At 43.0% G+C, this 16,733-nt stretch carries 15 protein-coding genes; 8 read left to right on the forward strand and 7 right to left on the reverse strand.

Going from position 1 to position 16,733, the window contains the following annotated elements; all coding sequences use genetic code 11:
• Window positions 1–22: 22 nt before the first annotated feature.
• Complete coding sequence (locus ACED60_RS10485; RefSeq protein ID WP_371727468.1) at window positions 23–1,870, reverse strand: M3 family metallopeptidase; 1,848 nt, start codon at window positions 1,868–1,870, stop codon at window positions 23–25.
• 221 nt (window positions 1,871–2,091) lie between these two features.
• Between ACED60_RS10485 and ACED60_RS10490 the strand changes: the two genes are divergently transcribed.
• From ACED60_RS10490 to dbpA, 3 genes are all read left to right on the forward strand, one after another.
• On the forward strand, window positions 2,092–2,685 hold the full coding sequence (locus tag ACED60_RS10490; RefSeq protein ID WP_009844768.1) for a hypothetical protein: 594 nt from the start codon (window positions 2,092–2,094) through the stop codon (window positions 2,683–2,685).
• A gap of 217 nt (window positions 2,686–2,902) precedes the next feature.
• Window positions 2,903–3,811 carry an aldo/keto reductase family oxidoreductase gene (locus ACED60_RS10495; protein ID WP_371727469.1) on the forward strand — a complete coding sequence of 303 codons (909 nt, stop codon included), beginning with the start codon at window positions 2,903–2,905 and terminating at the stop codon, window positions 3,809–3,811.
• Between the two features lie 148 nt (window positions 3,812–3,959).
• A complete protein-coding gene (dbpA, locus tag ACED60_RS10500) occupies window positions 3,960–5,339 on the forward strand; it encodes an ATP-dependent RNA helicase DbpA (protein WP_009844770.1) in 1,380 nt (459 codons plus the stop codon).
• Between the two features lie 140 nt (window positions 5,340–5,479).
• Here the strand turns inward: dbpA and ACED60_RS10505 are convergent, their stop codons facing one another.
• Entirely contained in the window at window positions 5,480–5,653 is a 174-nt protein-coding gene (locus ACED60_RS10505; protein ID WP_009844771.1) for a hypothetical protein, read from the reverse strand.
• Window positions 5,654–5,914: 261 nt separating this feature from the next.
• Here ACED60_RS10505 and ACED60_RS10510 point away from each other — a divergent pair, with 261 nt between their 5' ends.
• Complete coding sequence (locus tag ACED60_RS10510; RefSeq protein ID WP_371727470.1) at window positions 5,915–6,751, forward strand: DUF6279 family lipoprotein; 837 nt, start codon at window positions 5,915–5,917, stop codon at window positions 6,749–6,751.
• A gap of 82 nt (window positions 6,752–6,833) precedes the next feature.
• Here ACED60_RS10510 and ACED60_RS10515 read toward each other — a convergent pair whose 3' ends face one another.
• The 3 genes from ACED60_RS10515 to ACED60_RS10525 form a co-directional block, all read right to left on the reverse strand.
• The gene (locus tag ACED60_RS10515; RefSeq protein ID WP_371710770.1) at window positions 6,834–7,457 is read right to left on the reverse strand and encodes a PolC-type DNA polymerase III; all 624 of its coding nucleotides are present in this window, start codon (window positions 7,455–7,457) and stop codon (window positions 6,834–6,836) included.
• Between the two features lie 66 nt (window positions 7,458–7,523).
• Entirely contained in the window at window positions 7,524–7,928 is a 405-nt protein-coding gene (locus ACED60_RS10520; protein WP_371727471.1) for a PPC domain-containing DNA-binding protein, read from the reverse strand.
• A 109-nt stretch (window positions 7,929–8,037) separates the two neighbouring features.
• Complete coding sequence (locus tag ACED60_RS10525) at window positions 8,038–9,237, reverse strand: DEAD/DEAH box helicase (RefSeq protein ID WP_009844775.1); 1,200 nt, start codon at window positions 9,235–9,237, stop codon at window positions 8,038–8,040.
• A 167-nt stretch (window positions 9,238–9,404) separates the two neighbouring features.
• Here ACED60_RS10525 and bluB point away from each other — a divergent pair, with 167 nt between their 5' ends.
• The 3 genes from bluB to ACED60_RS10540 all read left to right on the forward strand — a co-directional run bounded on the left by bluB (window position 9,405) and on the right by ACED60_RS10540 (window position 13,513).
• Window positions 9,405–10,061: a 5,6-dimethylbenzimidazole synthase gene (gene bluB / locus ACED60_RS10530; protein ID WP_371727472.1), complete on the forward strand. Its 657-nt coding sequence runs from the start codon at window positions 9,405–9,407 to the stop codon at window positions 10,059–10,061.
• A gap of 132 nt (window positions 10,062–10,193) precedes the next feature.
• Window positions 10,194–11,849 carry an ABC transporter substrate-binding protein gene (locus ACED60_RS10535; protein WP_371727473.1) on the forward strand — a complete coding sequence of 552 codons (1,656 nt, stop codon included), beginning with the start codon at window positions 10,194–10,196 and terminating at the stop codon, window positions 11,847–11,849.
• 197 nt (window positions 11,850–12,046) lie between these two features.
• Complete coding sequence (locus ACED60_RS10540) at window positions 12,047–13,513, forward strand: hypothetical protein (RefSeq protein ID WP_017099784.1); 1,467 nt, start codon at window positions 12,047–12,049, stop codon at window positions 13,511–13,513.
• A 119-nt stretch (window positions 13,514–13,632) separates the two neighbouring features.
• Here ACED60_RS10540 and ACED60_RS10545 read toward each other — a convergent pair whose 3' ends face one another.
• A complete protein-coding gene (locus ACED60_RS10545; protein WP_371727474.1) occupies window positions 13,633–15,264 on the reverse strand; it encodes an NAD(P)/FAD-dependent oxidoreductase in 1,632 nt (543 codons plus the stop codon).
• A gap of 254 nt (window positions 15,265–15,518) precedes the next feature.
• Here ACED60_RS10545 and fdxA point away from each other — a divergent pair, with 254 nt between their 5' ends.
• Entirely contained in the window at window positions 15,519–15,842 is a 324-nt protein-coding gene (gene fdxA / locus ACED60_RS10550; protein ID WP_050650887.1) for a ferredoxin FdxA, read from the forward strand.
• A 97-nt stretch (window positions 15,843–15,939) separates the two neighbouring features.
• Here fdxA and ACED60_RS10555 read toward each other — a convergent pair whose 3' ends face one another.
• On the reverse strand, window positions 15,940–16,674 hold the full coding sequence (locus tag ACED60_RS10555; RefSeq protein WP_009844781.1) for an RNA methyltransferase: 735 nt from the start codon (window positions 16,672–16,674) through the stop codon (window positions 15,940–15,942).
• Between the last annotated feature and the right edge of the window lie 59 nt (window positions 16,675–16,733).

Below are 16,733 nucleotides of genomic sequence, written 5' to 3' on the forward strand. Positions count from 1 at the left end.
GCTTACAGATGCTCAGCACCCGCTATCGGCCGTATTGCCCAACGATAAAGTGTTCAAACTCATCACACATTTGAGAATTTGATTTGTCGTTATTCGCTAATTCAGTTGCTCCATCGACGATCGATATCTTCGCATTCAAATCAGCGACTGGTGCTCGCTCTCTTGTCGACAGCTGTTTGATTTTTTGACCTTCAATAGCCCAAGCTTCTTCTGGCGATAAGTTGCACTCGTCAGCGAGGTACTTGGCATTAAAACCTTCCCCAGTCAGGCTTTCGATTGTCCCATTATGATTCACGCTATTTCCTTGGTGCCAATAGTGCTTAGCTAACAAAGGGCCGATCTCCGGGTTATCCGTTAAGTAACCAAACTTATCGGTGAAATATGCACGAGTTTGATACACGGCCATATGAGCTAATAAGTAACCCTGATATGCGCAAGAGGCTTCATCCGACAATAGATGAGGGATCGCCATTAATGGGCGAGGGCTACAAGCCAATCCCAGAATCGATTTCTCACTGCTACGAGCAAGATCAGTGATTTTTTCAGGAGTGAGGTCTTCATCTGCCAACTCGTACAGGGCTCGTTCGAAGTATGGAACGACAAGAATACTGCGTTCTTGGTAAGCTCTGAACGGTTGTTTATTATCGATGATGGCTTTGATGAGTTCGTCTGGTACTGCTTGGCCTTCTGCATTCAGGGCATATTGTTTTAGCCAATCGGCGTCATTCAATAAGCTGTCACAGAACATGGATTGAGTTTCGGCATAAGCCATCGATGTTGGTGCAAATTCTTGAGAGAAACAAGGCGCGTTCATTTTAACATTAGCGAAATGCGCAGCGTGGCCGCCCTCGTGAAATAGTGTGTTGATACCATCATAGCCGCTGCCGATTTGGTCGGGCTTGGCGTTGCTCGTGAAGTTAACTTGAGCCGATACCCATTTGTCTTGATCGTAGAAAGAAGGTATTGGCCCATGACAGAAACCGTTTGGATACTTTCCTTTACGATCAAGTAAATCTAATTTCAATGTTGCTTGTGAGTATTCGATATTAAGACGACCAAAAGACTCAACCCAGCGTCTCAGTGATTTTGAAAAGGGTACATAAGGGTCGAGATCATTCATAACGTCACCAGCAAAAGAGTAGGTGAAATTATGGGCTTCTAGAGCACTCTGACCTTTTTTCTGAGTTAAGCTCTCTAGGCTTTGTTGATGGTTATCTCGCGTGCGAACTTCAAAGTCATCCAGAATTGTAAACAGTTGCTCAGTTGTCATCTGCTCGGTTTTAACGACGGAATAATCAAAGAAGGTTTTAAACCCCAGTGATTGAGCAAATTGGTTACGTTTTTTGATCAGTTCTATGAAGCCGTTAGCCAGCAGCCACTGCTCTAAACCTAATAGTGTTTGGTGAGCTGAAAGCCTAACTTTTTCATTACTATTGGTTCTTATTGTTGAACCTAGAACCGGTAATGACCCTTCTGTGTGTTCGCCCGCTTCATTCACGTAAGTCATTACATGATTCTGTTTTTTCTCAAACAGTTCAGCCTCAAAATTTATGAGTTCGGCTTTAAGCTTCTGTGACTGCTCAGACTCAATAGCGTGAGATCTAAAGGTCGCTAACCAACCATTCAAGCCCGTTAGCGTGCTCTCTTTTTCTTGAGGGTCTTGAATTTCTTCGATAGTAGCTAGTTGCGTTTCGATAGCAGCAATTTGCTCGGCAGAGCTAAGAAATTCAGTCCACTGGGTCTGCGCGAGTGTCGAGCCATCATGGTCGTCACTGATCCCCATATAAGTATCCCAAAAGAAGTCTTCTTTCGCTTTATGAGTCGCAAGATACTTTTGGTTCAATTGGTTGAGATAGTTCGTTGCAGTCATGGACGTTCCTTGTAAATTATTCATTAATTTCAACATTATGACACATTCATGGGGTGTATTGTGTGACGACAGATATAACAGAGTGCAACTCTTCTTAGTATCAAGTTTGTTAATCTTATCTTTGAGCAATATTTTTAGTTTTATAGATGTAAATCGAGCAGTTGTTTGTTGATTGGTCACGTATAATGCACGCTCCATACCGCGTGAAATAAGCACAAATAATGAGAACTCTTCCTAGCTTAATCCTACCTTTGTTATTGACTCTGAATACCCTTTCATTTTCTGCGCAGGCGAGTGAAAGCTGGTGGTTACGGACGGTATTCAATAGCAACCCAACTCAACCGAGTTCTCAAAACTATATTAACGATATCGATCTTATGGATTGTGGCGAAGTTGAAGGCACTCTGTTGTGCAGTGACTTAACCCAATATTACGATTTGGATGTTTATGTTGAACTGGAGTTGGGTGACTCAAGCGTCGAAGTGGTTCGCCTTAATCTGCCATATTCGAACCTAAGTTACACAAAGCTTCAGGCATATCTTCGTCAAGATGGCTTTGCTCTCAGTTCAATTCGCATTGGAGAGGATGATTTTGATGTCGTCGCTCAACTCGAACAAGCGAAACGTGAGGGAGTTGGTTACGACAAGGTAGATAAACAACTCGTAGAATTCATCAACTCACCACATCATTCCTCTGAGCAAATGAGTGTATGGAATGTGCCTAGCTCTTCCTCATCTTCTTCTAGTTCTTCAGCCCCTTGGATTCAGTTACATAGTGATGGTGACAACTTAACGGTTGAACTAAATCGCTTTTAATTGCTCAAATTTATAGATGGTTTCGTCATTCATCAGAGTAAACAAGCCTTTCAGGAGAACGGCTCACGGGCAGACAGCAAGTTATAATTCATTTAAGTGTTCGTTTTTCTGTGGCTCTCACATTTTTAGTAAGCGTTTACCTTTGCCATTTGTTATACGTTGAGCCTTCGGTAAAACGAGCTTAGGATACGTTCAGTATTGATAAAGGAGACAACCCATGGTTGCAAAAGTAACGGTAGCGCCACAAGGCCCAGAACTTTCTGAGCTGGTGCAAGGATACTGGCGTACAGCTGAGTGGGGTATGACCCCGCAACAACGTCTGACTTTCCTAAAGCAGCACATTGATCTTGGCATCACAACGGTTGATCACGCGGACATTTACGGTAACTACCAATGTGAAAAGTTGTTTGGTGAAGCATTAGCGCTTGAGCCGAGCCTTCGAGATGATATTCAAATCGTCACCAAGTGCGACATCAACTTGTGTGGTGACCACACTCCAGATCGCAAGATCAATCACTATGACACCAGCGCGCACCATATTTACCAATCAGTAAATAACTCTCTAGAGCGTTTGGGTGTAACCGAACTTGATGTATTACTGATTCATCGCCCTGACGTATTGATGGACGCGGATGAAGTGGCAGAAGCGTTCGCTGAACTTCATAAAGTCGGCAAAGTTAAGCACTTCGGTGTCTCTAACTTTTCACCGCGTCAGTTCGACTTACTGCAATCACGGCTAGGTAAGCCACTGGTGACGAACCAAGTTGAAATCAACCCATTGAACTTCGAAGTGGCTCATGATGGCACGCTGGATCAACTGCAGATGAACCGTATTCGTCCAATGGCGTGGTCTTGTCTCGGTGGTGGTAGCATCTTTAGTGGCGATTCAGCACAAGCGATTCGTGTTCGTAATGAACTAGAAGCCATTCGCCAAGAAGTGGGTGCAGATAGTATTGACCAAGTAATTTACGCTTGGGTTCGTCGATTACCGTCTAAACCGATTACTATTATTGGTTCAGGTAAGATTGAACGCGTGAAGACGGCTGTTGATGCGCTGAAAATCGAACTGACTCGCGAGCAATGGTATCGCGTATGGGTTGCTTCTAAAGGTCACGGTGTGCCATAGGAAGTAATTCGAAAATGACGATAAGCCAGCCAACAAAGCTGGCTTTTTTGTATTCGCCTAACCTATTTCTTCAAAACTGTGATTAAGGTGGAATAATTTTCAAAAACACTCATAATGCACTCTGTTTTTCACCAGTTGGATATTTCCATTGAGCACTTCAAAATTCTCTTCAATCGCCCTTAAACCAGAGCTTCTAAATACGTTAGATTCTCTTGGTTATACTGAAATGACGCCAATTCAAGCGTTAAGTCTTCCTACTATTCTGGATGGCAAGGATGTTATCGGTCAGGGTAAAACGGGTTCAGGTAAAACAGCTGCTTTTGGTTTAGGCGTGCTGCAAAACCTACGCGTTAAGCGTTTCCGTGTTCAGTCTTTAGTGTTATGTCCGACTCGTGAGCTAGCAGACCAAGTAGCAAAAGAGATCCGTACTCTTGCTCGTGGTATTCACAATATTAAAGTGCTGACACTATGTGGCGGTATGCCAATGGGCCCACAAATTGGTTCATTAGAGCATGGCGCACACATTCTTGTGGGCACTCCTGGTCGTATCCTGGACCACCTAGAGAGAGACCGTATTGACCTGTCTGAGTTGAACACACTTGTGTTAGATGAAGCCGACCGCATGCTGGAAATGGGTTTCCAAGATGCACTAGATGCTGTTATTGAAGCAGCACCAAAAGATCGTCAAACGTTATTGTTCAGTGCAACTTTCCCTAAACAGATTAAATCTGTTGCAGACCGCATCATGAATAACCCTGAAATGGTGAAGGTTGAATCAACACACGATCACTCAAGCATCCAGCAACACTTTTATAAGGTTGAAGGTACTGAAGCTCGTGATGACGCACTAGAGCTAATGCTTCTTCATCATCAACCAGAGTCAGCGGTTGTGTTCTGTAATACTAAGAAAGAAGTACAGAACGTAAACGACGAGCTAAGCCACCGTGGCTTCAGTGTTATTGAGCTTCATGGCGACATGGAACAGCGTGAACGTGACCAAGCTTTGGTTCAGTTCTCAAATAAAACCATCTCTATCTTGGTTGCAACAGATGTTGCTGCTCGTGGTCTTGATGTTGATAACCTAGATGCTGTGTTCAACTTTGAGTTGTCTCGCGATCCTGAAGTTCACGTACACCGCATCGGTCGTACTGGTCGTGCAGGAAGTAAAGGTGTTGCAATTAGCTTCTTTAGTGAAAAAGAGATGCACCGTGTTGCTCAAATTGATGAGTACATGGATATGCCAATCGAACCGTCTCAGTTGCCAGCTAAACCAATTGCTAAGCCGTACTACTCAAACATGGTAACTATCCAGATTGATGGTGGTAAGAAAGCGAAACTTCGCGCAGGTGATATCCTTGGTGCGTTGACAGGCCAAGGCGGTATTGATGGTAAATCAGTAGGTAAGATCAACTTGTTCGCGATGCGCGCTTACGTTGCTGTAGAAAGATCAATGGCTAAGAAAGCATTAGGCAAAATCGAATCAGGTAAGATGAAGGGTCGTCAATTCCGCGCCCGAATTCTGAAATAATTCGAGATTGAATCCCTTTGCTGCGATATGTCTAATTAACGAGATTGCTACTTAATGACATTGCAGTAAAGGGTGTTCCACAAAATGCCACTCAAGTTTACTCTCTTAGGTTTATCGACCTAGTTCTCTATACCAAAGCATTATTCATCGGGTCTTATCGAATAAAGATCGTTGATATGTTTTCCCTCGCTAAGATACCAAGTCATCGCTTCCTTTCGATTGTGAACCAATATCGTGATTGTGGTTATTGAACCATCGTCAAAATAACAAAGCTCATATTCTAAATCGCTTGGATGATCAGGAATAGCGGCCATAGCTCCCCTCCCAAATATCAATCATTTGAAATACGCCAACCCAACTCATTTATAGGGTTCGTATTGCGTCAAATGAGCAATAAAAATCAAGTTACATCACTGCCATTAATTATTTTTAGTTTAATCATTTGCCGAAATAGTTAGATTAGCAAGTCTGAGTCTCAATTTATCCGAAAGTTTTTACGAGAACCCGATTTTGTAGCTAATGTTATAAGATCGTCTTGAGGTTCGTTGTTGAGTAAAATGTTGTGAGAGGGTGTAATGAGAAAGTGTCGTTGGTTAGTCTTATTAAGCTGTTTTCTATTCTCTGGCTGCGGGACTAAATTTGCCTATAACAATATAAGCTGGTTTGTCGTTAGCTATATTGAAGACTTTGTAACTCTTTCCAATAGTCAGGAATCAGAGCTCGAAGAGCGCCTCGATTTATTACAGCAATGGCATAAAGAAACTCAACTGCCGTTATATGTTTCGCAATTAGAAGTGATCCAAAACACAGATCGTTCTGATATGAGTTCTGCTTTTATCACTGAACAAAGTGACCAAATTAAAGACCATATTCGCTCAATCGTTAGTAAGTTCTCTCCCGATATTTACGCTTTAAGCATGCAGTTTAACCCTAAACAAGATAAGGAATTCTTAAAGAACTTTAGGGAAAAGCAGCAAGAATATTACGAAGAAAGATTATCATTGAATGATGAAGATTCGAGAGAGCGATATCGAAGTCGAATTGAAGATCGGTTAGAGCGATGGCTAGGATCGGTATCGAAAGAGCAAAAGCAGATTATTTCAACTTGGTCTCAAGAATGGGTAAATACCAACGATAACTGGCGCCAATATCAAAATAATACCTACCAAGATTTATCGACACTGATAGAAAAGAAAAGCGACTTAGATATAGCTCAGCCGATTATTATGAACCTGCTTCTGAACAATGAAGCTTATTACCCTGAAGGACTTGAGCCTGAGCTTAACAAGAACATGCAGACATCAGCCAATTTTTTAGTCGATATCGTAGAAAGCAGCACTAATAAGCAGTGGGCTTATTTCATGAGTGAATTAGCAAGCCTTAAAGGAACATTTGAATCACTGCAGGAGTAGAGTCTTCTTTCGTTCTAAAGGCTAGCTGTTATCCATGCGACTAGCCTTTCAATCACCCCTGAAGGGGAGAGAGTTTAGACATTTAACTTCTGTTGCTCATCAGAAGTTTTGGAATTGAACCTTTAGCGGTCTTAGATATTTTCTGCATCAGTTGAAAACTCGGCTGTTGAATGCCGTGGTTCTTTTGAAGCTCATCAATCATCAATAACCATAACCGTGCTGTCATTTCTGAATCGGCTAACGCTCTGTGGAAAGTACCGTCGTTGTCGATATTTTTAAAACGCACAAGGTCGCCTAGCTTATGAGTCGGTGCGTCTTGGATGAGACGGCGAGCAATCAACATTGAGCAAGCGAACTTGCCTGTGTAGTCTCTGCCAATAAAGTCTAATTCCGCATCAAGAAAGCGCTTATCAAACGATGCATTGTGAGCAACAAGTTGGCTGCCTTGGATAAAGTCTGCAAACTCATCCATTACTTCACTGCAACTGGCCGCAGTGCTTAACATACGATTACTGATCCCGGTATAGCTTTCAATGAACCCGCTAACACGAAACCCTGGATTCATTAGCTGCTGGAAGGTGTCGACGACTTCGCCGTTAACTAATTTAACCGCACCGATTTCAATCGCTCGGTCACCCATGTTTGGTGATAAGCCTGTGGTTTCGAAATCGAGAACGATAACGGAGTCTGCGGAGTTTGGAGCCATCGTGTTTCCTAATTACTATTGGGTGGTATCGCTTTATATGGGGCGCTGGTGTTGCTATGGGTCAATCTATTGTATGTTGCTGCTGATAGTGAGCTCAGTGTAACCCGTCGAATCATCATGCTCTCTGTTGAAGGTCAAGGTATCGTAGCGGTGAACAATCAATTCAGCGGTGGTGGCGATAATCGTTCCCTCCAACAGATGACCGCCAATCACGTCACCATTTTCATCAGCAACGGATATATGAATATGCTGGTGGTTCGGGGTTAGCGTTGCCATCACAGATACGATTTCGAATGGAGCTTTGATTAGCTTGGTGTTGTTCGCATTAGCTAAACGAATATTGAGTTGAGAAACACAACCGACGCACGACGCGATAGAACCTGCCGAGATGTTCTGTGTGGTCACTAGTTTTTGGAGCTCAAGCTTTAGATCTTGGCCTCTAGTTAATCTCGTTGCGATAGGAGTGATCATCTTATTGCCTCAACTTTATATGTATTTCAAAGAACAAAACGAAGCCACATAGGGCTTCGTTTTATTTTCATTTTGGCTAATGCGACTTTCGCATTGTCTAAACCAGAAATTACTCAGGTTGCTGTAGGTCTCTTTTCTTTTTAGGCACGAAGTTCAATACAGAGATTGGCACTTCTTTGCGTGGTTCGAAACCTTCAACGACGCGACGCTCAATCAAGTGACCAAGACGTTTTTCAATGATGCACAGGTTCTTGAAGTTATCTTTCGATAGGAAAGAGATCGCTTCACCAGACGCATCAGCACGGCCTGTACGACCAATACGGTGAACATAGTCGTCCGCTGGGAATGGGATGTCGTAGTTCACTACGCGGCTTAGATTATCGATATCGATACCACGAGCAGCAACACCCGTTGCAACTAGATATTTTAGACGACCTTTCTTAAAATCAGCCAGAATCTTTTCACGAATCGCTTGGCTACGTCCACTGTGGAAAGCTTCCGCTTCGATACCACGCTTTTCAAGTTGGGCAACTAGCTTAGCCGCGCCGTGCTTAGTCTCGATAAAGATAAGCGCTTGGTCCCACTCACCGTCAGTGATCATGTGGCTTAAAAGTGCAGACTTACGGTCTTTATCTACGGTCACTAACCATTGCTCAATGTTCGCTTTAGAAGCGTCAGTTTTGGCAATTGAAATCTCTTCCGCTTCACTGATTGCGCTTTTCGCTAGCGCACGAACTGGCGTTGATAGCGTTGCTGAGAACAACAGGTTTTGAATGTTTTGTGGCAAACGCGCGATAATCTTGTTGATGTCTTCAATGAAACCCATGTCTAACATGCGGTCAGCTTCATCAAGAACCAGTACTTCAACTTCATCAAAGTGAACGGCACGTTGTCCGTACATATCGATTAAACGACCTGGAGTTGCCACAAGAATATCGACACCTTCGATCAAGCGGTCTTTCTGGTGTTGGTAAGACACGCCACCGTACATCGCTAGTGATGTTAGGTTTAGGAACTTCGCGTATTTAGTAATGTTCTGTTCAACCTGAATCGCAAGCTCACGAGTTGGTGTCAGAATAACAGCGCGAATACGTTTTTTACGTTGTGTTTCACCTTTACTTAGCATTTCTAAGATAGGGAGAACAAAGCTCGCAGTTTTACCTGTACCTGTTTGTGCAGCAGCAATTAGGTTCTTACCAGAAAGCACAATCGGAATTGCTTTTTCTTGAATAGAGGTTGGCTTTTCATAGCCTTGTTTTGCAACGGCTTTAACAATAGGTGAGCTTAATCCAAGCTTGGAAAATGGCATAAGTTTCTCGGTATGATTTGGCTAAATAGCGATGGAAAGGTTCAACAATCTTATACAAGGATAAGATTAATGGCGGCATTCTACCATGTTGCTTGTGTACCGCTAGTAACATAGACACTTTAGTTGGATAATACTGGCTCAATAAGACGACGATAAGACAGGGATGTATGGAAATTACGCCGAATGAACGCGATGCAGTATATAAAACGATTTTCTCTCGCCGAGATGTTCGTGGACAGTTTCTTCCAGAAGAGATCCCTGAAGATGTGTTGATGCGTGTGTTAACCGCAGCTCACCATGCTCCCAGTGTTGGCTTTATGCAGCCTTGGGATTTTGTCGTTGTCCGTGATATCGAAACCAAGCAACAAATCAAAGCCGGTTTTAATCAGGCTCATGCGGAATCCGCGGAAATGTTCACCGATGAAAAGCAGGCAATGTATAAGCGTCTAAAGTTGGAAGGCATCGTCGAATCACCGATCGGTGTCTGCGTGACTTGCGACCGAAACCGAACCGGGAAAGTAGTTTTAGGCAGAACCATCAAACAAGAGATGGATCTGTACAGCACCGTGTGTGCGGTTCAAAACTTGTGGCTCGCGGCAAGAGCCGAAAACCTTGGGTTAGGTTGGGTGAGCATTCTTCATGATTCAACGTTACGCGAGGCACTAGGTATCCCCGAGAACATTGATATCGTCGCGTATTTATGTATCGGCTACGTTGATCACTTCAAAGATAAACCAGAACTTGAAACCATGGGTTGGCTACCAAGAAGAGACGTCAATTCAGCGATTCATGAAGGGAAGTGGAGCCCTAGTAAAACGGAGTGATTAAAGGCTTTTCTATCTAATTTATTGATATTTTAAGCCAAAGCTTGTTATAGAGATTTCAGTGTAAAGTTGAATTTATAAATTCATACTGATATTAATGACATTTGAGATACAGCTCTAGTCTGGAATTCAATGAACGACGCTAACTTACGTAGACTTCAACAACTTATTGCAAAGTATGAAATAGGTGAAGAGTATCATCTAACGATCGATGATCTCGAACACTCGCTATCGACTTCTCGCAGAAACACTTCGATCATTCTTAAATGCTTATCGGAATATCGCTGGATTTGTTGGATTCCGTCTAAAGGAAGAGGGAAGCTTAGCCAATTTAGAATTTTGGTCAGCTTTCCCGAAGCATTAGAACAAGTGTTAGCGCTTCAGTTAGAGCAAGGCCGCTTTAATGTTATTCCCCGTCTTCTAGAAAGCTATGGTGATGCGGCAATAAAGGCACTGACGCTAGCGACTGAAAAACATAGTCTGTTCAATCAACAACATGACCATTTACTGATCACTCAATATCCGTGGGTTGATAACCTTGAGCCAGCAAAAACATACCGAACTGCTGAACATCACATCTTAAGAAGCCTCTACAATACGCTACTCGTCCAAGATCATGATGGAAATCCCCAAGCGAGCCTCGCGCACCATTGGAAGATGGAAGGGCGCTTTCTGCATTTTTGGTTGAGACCAAATGTGTTATTCCATGACGGTGAAACTTTAACGGCCAAAGATGTTGCTCAATGTTTGTTGCAGCTAAAAAATATTGAAGGTCCGGTACAGTCTTTATTTGATCAGGTCAGTGATGTTCAAGTGGTGGGTGATAAACAACTGACTATTGAGCTGACATACGCAAACCCAATGTTTCTCCATGCTTTGACTAGTCCACACGCGTCTATTTATCGTCGCAAGCGTACTTATTTTTCGAGTGGCCGCAGTGCCTATATCGGAACAGGACCTTTCTCATTGGATGATTGGAGCGAAGAGCGCTTGGTTCTTAAACGTCACCGAGGTTACTTTGCTCAAAATGCCTTGTTAGAACAAATAACGCTGACCGACATAGAAGGTTTAAATGACCACACTCTGAGTTTTAATCAATCTGGTGTCGCTGAAGAAACCACCATCAATGCACTTTCGTATCTTGCGGTTAATCGTAGAGAAAAATCAGGCATAACCCCTGAAGAACTCGAAAGGCTGGTATCGTTTATTAAGTCCAGTAGTAAAGAGTTCGATGCTGATATGGTGGCAGATGACTTGTCCTTCTCGCTTAGCGAATTAGCGTCCAGTAATCCAATTCCTAATTTGACGGGTACTGTTGTGTTAACACGACCTAGAATGACGATTCCTTTACTTCAAGAGATGGCTGGTTGGCTACAACAAACTATTGTAAAGACAGGTGTTATTATTGAAGTTGTTGAGCTTCCCAACATCAGTGACCCTAGCTCCATGAGTGAGTCGGCAGACTTGTTATTCATTGAAGAAGTTATCGAACAGCCAGCCGATTATGGCCTTTACGATTGGCTACTTGCTTCATCTGGGCTTAGATTCATTTTCAACAGTTCTGAGATGAAGGCGCATTGCGAGAGAGTTAGAGCCGCTGTGAGTGGCGAGAACCTAATGAGCGACTTGAAAAAGATTGAAGATTTTCTTTATCAACAGAAGTTACTTTGTCCGTTATTTTACGGTAAAGAGAAGGTTTTTAATAGTGTTGAGGTTCATGGCGTAGAGGTTAACCAAACCGGTTATAGTGATTTTTATAAGCTTTGGATAACTTCGAGCGAGAAGTAGTTAGTCCGTTTTTACTCCATTTACCCATTTTTTAGTTTCTGTTCAAAATGAAAACATGCACGAATCGGCTAGCACTCTTTCATGTTTCTTTTGAATACCAATCGTTATTATGGCTGGTCATGACTATCACAGTCATTCTCGGTCATCCCCCCAATGGCAACCCTACTTATTAATGTATTTTATTAGGATCTCATCGAATGAAACTTAAGCTTATTTCTATCGCACTTATAGCTGGTGGTCTTGCTGCTTGTGGCGGGGGAGGAGGCGGTGGTAGCAGCAGTACAAGTGCTCCCGCTCCTCAAACAAAAACCTTACAAGGTGTTGCCATTGACGGGTATATTTCCGGTGCAACCGCGTTTCTAGACATCAATTATAATGGTGTATTGGATGAGGGAGAGCCAAGTAGTATCACGGACGATGAAGGCAGTTATCAATTGTCTTTAACTGGTTCTAACTCTGACTGTATGGACTATGCCCCAATTGTAGTGAATGTTCCGGTTGGTGCTATTGATGCGGATAGCCCTAATTCGCCGATTACTGAACCTTATCAATTGGTCTTCCCACCAGTAATGACAGTGAGTTCTGACCAAGAAATTAAATCTACTACGCCACTTACTACCGTTTTATGGAATCAGATCCAAGCCGACCTATATAAAGGTGGTTTAAACAGTTGTTCCGCTTTGAAGCAAGCTGTAAACACTCAAAATAGCATTATCCAAAATGTGAAGGAACATGATTTCCGAATTGCGAATCGATATAACATTGCAGTGAAAGACTTGTATGGTGACTTCGTTAAAGCCCAAAACACTGAGCTTTATGAATTAGCGCAGAAAATGATGCCAGCCATTAAAAAGTCGTATCAAGAGACTAAAGATATTCAAAAAGAAAACCCCAAAGCTCAGCAAGCCTATGTTGATTATTATTGGGAGCATTGGGACTATTCTAAAAAGAACGAAATTAATAAGTGGTATAAAGTTAAAACAGTGATGACCGCTGACAAGCTGATTGTTATTGAACATGAAGTGTCAGCTGATCTACAAACAGAACTAGAATTAAATAAGCACATTGAGCGTAATAGCCAGAAGAAAAATGGTTTGGAATATGACAAGGAAGCTTGGTTTTCATTGAGCAGTGATGGAACGCAGCACTCGTGTTCAGTTCAGGAAACAATTAAACAACAGGTGCAACCCAATTCACTAACCACCTTTGGTGTAAAGAATAGTGGTTGGTCTCAACAGCCTGATTGGGAAAGCTGTTCCACTCAAAGTGTGGGTAATGGATTTAGCCAAACTTTAACGTCAGATGTTGTTGGTGATTATAAAGACCAGTTTACTCAAACTCAGGTGAAGTACCATTATGGTTCAAATGCTCCTTACCCTGAGTGGGTCAATTTAGGTGATACTTTATCTAATATCTCACGAAGCGACTTTGATGTATTAAACTATCTATCAGTTGATTTCAATGAGAACACTGCACACGGTTCAGATAGTTGGACTCGTCATAAATATGCGCACATTGAAAATACACCTTTTGATTATACTCAGACGATAACGTCTAAAGATTCTCAAGGTAACTGGACTAGAGGTTATTATTACCAGAATGGGACAAGTCTGTTTGAGTGTTCAAATGATGGTGTGAACTGGTCAAAAAACACTTGTAAGTAAAGCCCGTCGATACCGAGTAAATCTAGATAATCCGTATGCAATAAAAAATCCAGTGTCTACAAGGCACTGGATTTTTAGTTTTGGCTGACCGTTATTTAGCTTTGGTTTATCGAAAGAGTCTAAGCGATCTCAATCTTCTCAGCTTGGTTCTGTTCTACCATAGACAGTGCTAGCGCTTCCGCCGCTTTAATACCATCGATACCAGCAGACAGGATACCACCCGCGTAGCCTGCGCCTTCACCAGCAGGGAAGAAGCCCTTAAGGTTGATGCTTTGGAAGTCTTTGCCACGTTTGATGCATACAGGAGAAGACGTACGAGTCTCAACACCGGTTAGTAGGCCATCAGGCGTAGAGAAACCTTTGATCTTCTTCTCGAATGCTGGGATTGCTTCACGAATCGCTTCGATAGCAAAATCAGGCAGCGCTTTTGAAATGTCTGTTAGGTGGATACCTGGCGTGAATGATGGTTTCACTTCACCGATTTCACTTGGATCACGATCTTTCAAGAAGTCGCCGATTTTCTGTGCAGGGGCGTCGTAGTTCTCGCCACCTAGAACATAAGCGGCACTTTCTAATTCACGTTGTAAACGGATACCTGCTAGTGCATCACCTGGGTAATCTCGCTCTGGGTCGATACCCACAACGATGGCACTGTTTGCGTTACGTTCTGCACGAGAGTATTGGCTCATGCCATTGGTTACTACGCGGCCTTCTTCAGAAGTCGCTGCAACCACAGTGCCACCTGGGCACATACAGAAGCTGTATACAGTGCGGCCATTCTTACAGTGGTGTACGAGTTTGTAGTCCGCAGCACCTAGGATAGGGTTGCCCGCGTTCTTGCCGAAGCGAGCTTCATCGATCATCGCCTGTTTGTGTTCGATACGGAAACCAACAGAGAAAGGCTTAGCTTCCATGTAAACGCCACGTTCGTGCAGCATTTCAAACGTATCACGAGCACTGTGGCCAACAGCCAGTACTACGTGACGAGTTTTAATCTCTTCACCGTTAGAAAGCGTTAGGCCAGTGATTTGACCGTCTTCCATGTGAACGTCGTCTACGCGAGTGCTGAAACGGATTTCGCCACCTAGCTCAATGATAGAAGCACGCATCTTCTCGATCATGGTAACCAGTTTAAAGGTACCGATGTGTGGCTTACTTACGTATAGAATTTCTTCTGGTGCGCCAGCAGCTACGAATTCTTCGATTACTTTACGGCCGTAGTGCTTTGGATCTTTAACTTGGCTGTAAAGCTTACCGTCTGAGAATGTACCTGCGCCGCCTTCACCAAACTGTACGTTTGATTCAGTGTTCAGTGTACGCTTACGCCAGAAACCAAAGGTATCTTTCGTACGTTCACGAACTTCTTTACCACGCTCAACGATGATTGGATTGAAGCCCATTTGAGCAAGCACTAGGCCTGCGAACAAACCACAAGGGCCAAAACCGATAACGACAGGGCGCTCAGTTTGGTTCTCAACCGCTTTAGCCACGAATTTGTACTCCATGTCAGGAGTCACTTTTACGTGCGGGTCGCTAATGAATTGCTCTAACAACTCAGCTTCGCTTTCAACGAGAACATCAAGCGTGTAGATAAGTAAGATTTTTGATTTCTTACGAGCATCGTAGCCACGTTTAAAGATATTAAAAGAAAGTACCTGATCAGAATTAATGCCAAGCTTTGCTTCAATAGCGTCTTGAATGGCTGATTCTTCGTGGTCTAGAGGGAGTTTAATTTCGGTTAAACGTATCATTTCGATGTCTCGTCTTTATAGGTGTCTTAGCTAGACCGCTTCTAAACGCAGAGTTTGATGAAAACGCTGATGTTGAAAGAAGCGATAAGCTCACAATGGCGCGCATTTTACGAGAAATTGATTTATCTGTCATACTAATTTGGAAACATGGAGCAAATAGACACGATATTAGAGCCGTATGATGTTGAATTTTGCCTTGGGATGAGTATTATCCTCCATTCTTCAATTTTGACTAACTTATAGAGCAGAGCATCATGGCATTTGTCGTAGGCGATAACTGTATTCAATGTAAATACACAGACTGTGTGGCGGTATGCCCCGCAGATGCGTTCCATGAAGGCCCGAATTTCATGGTAATCAACCCAATCGAATGCATTGATTGTGGTTTATGTGTACCTGAATGCGATGCTCAAGCGATCTTCCAAGAAGATGAACTGCCAGAAGATCAAAAGATCTTTATTGAAGTGAATGCCGAGCTTGCCGAAATCTGGCCGGTACAAACTGAAGTCAAAGCACCGATGGATGAAGCTGAAAAGTGGAATGGTGTCGCTGATAAGTTGGCAATGCTAGAAAAGTAATTGTTGAAAAGAACTCAAATAAAAAGGCGTACTGATTTAATCAATACGCCTTTTTTAATATCTGAGCAGTGTCGACTGGCTCGTTAGCTTATGAAATTTAGCTATGCTGACGACGCATGTTGTCGAGAATAATACCTGTCGCCATTGCTACATTCAGAGACTCTGCGCCACCGAATGCTGGAATCGTAATCTTGTCTGTCACGAATTTAGCGGCGTGTTCACGAATACCGTGAGACTCACTGCCCATCAGTAAAATACCGTTGGCAGTAAATTCCGTCTTATGAACACTTTCACCTTCTAAGAACGCTCCGTAAACAGGCAGGTTCGCTTGCTCTAAGTATTCAGGTAAGTCTGTTTGGCTTACGTGTACTCGGCCAAAGCTGCCCATGGTCGCGCTGATCGTTTTCGGGTTGTATGGATCTGCACAATCGCTGCTCGCAACGATATGCTTAATGCCATACCAATCTGCTACGCGAATAATCGTACCTAGGTTGCCCGGATCAGATACACCATCCAGTGCAATCATTAACCCAGTAGCTTTTGGTAATTCAAACGTTGGAATCTCAACAACAGCAATCGCCGCATTGTTACTCACCAAAGTACTCGCTTTGGTTAGGTCATCCAGTGAAGCTTCAACACAATCAAACTCAAACAGTGACGCGTGATTTTCAGATAAGAAATCAGCCGTAGCAAAGACGTTCTTTACGACTAAGTCACTATTGAACAGCTCAAGTACGTTTTTTTCACCTTGAACTAGAAACAGGCCGTGGGCTTTACGTTGTTTCTTTTGGCCCAAAGCACGAAGGAGTTTTAATTGGTTTTTTGAAATCATGTTTTTATCCTAGATATAAGCCCGCGCATTATAGAGCAAAGGTTGGATAACCAAAAGCG

The sequence above is a fragment of the Vibrio sp. 1F279 genome, from assembly GCF_041439815.1.
Classification (GTDB): Bacteria; Pseudomonadota; Gammaproteobacteria; order Enterobacterales; family Vibrionaceae; genus Vibrio; species Vibrio tasmaniensis_A.